Source organism: Rhizobium sp. P40RR-XXII, assembly GCF_012641405.1.
Taxonomy (GTDB): Bacteria; Pseudomonadota; Alphaproteobacteria; order Rhizobiales; family Rhizobiaceae; genus Rhizobium.
The window spans coordinates 1-636 of sequence record NZ_JABAII010000054.1; the positions used below are offsets into that span (position 1 = coordinate 1).

1 pseudogene is annotated in these 636 nt (G+C 61.5%); it reads right to left on the reverse strand.

Features of this window, described 5'->3' with window-relative positions:
• Positions 1 to 636 (reverse strand): annotated as a pseudogene (locus tag HGP16_RS33730) (Na/Pi cotransporter family protein); the annotation flags it as partial.

Sequence of the window (636 nt, forward strand, 5' to 3'; positions counted from 1 at the left end):
CGGCATGCTCCATGTTCATCGAAAACAGCAGGATTTCGTTCAGACGCCGCCTGTCGGCTTCGCCGAGTTCATCGGGATCGATCGAAGTCAGATAGGTCTTAACCGCCGTGTTGAGGCTGTCGAGGATATTGTCCAGCGACCGCAACCGCGTCAATGCGCGGCGATCGTTGTTCGACAGTGCCGATTTCGCGCCGGCGAGCATTTCCGACAAGACGTCGACCAGCCTCAGCGCCTCCCGCGCCGCGGCCCCGAGAGCAACGACAGGCGTCTCCTTGGCGGCCGGATCGAGATATCTCGGACGTGTCGGATCGGCCTCGTCGATTCTCTGCGGTAGCAGTTTCGTCAAAAGATCGGCATAGGGCCGCAGCAGCGGCATGAAGACCACCGCCAGAACGATATTGAAGGCACTGTGAAAATTGGCGACGGCACGGCCACTGTCGCTGTCGACCATCGCCGACAGGCGCGTGGCGGGCTCCAGCAGGCCGATCACCGCGATCACCCCGACGATGCGCGTCAGCATGTTGCCGATCGGCAGCCGTTTGACGGATAGATCGGTGCCCGACTGCCCTTCGATCAGCGGGTTGATCGCGGTGCCTAAATTGGCGCCGAGAACGAGGGCAAAGGCCTGATCGAGAT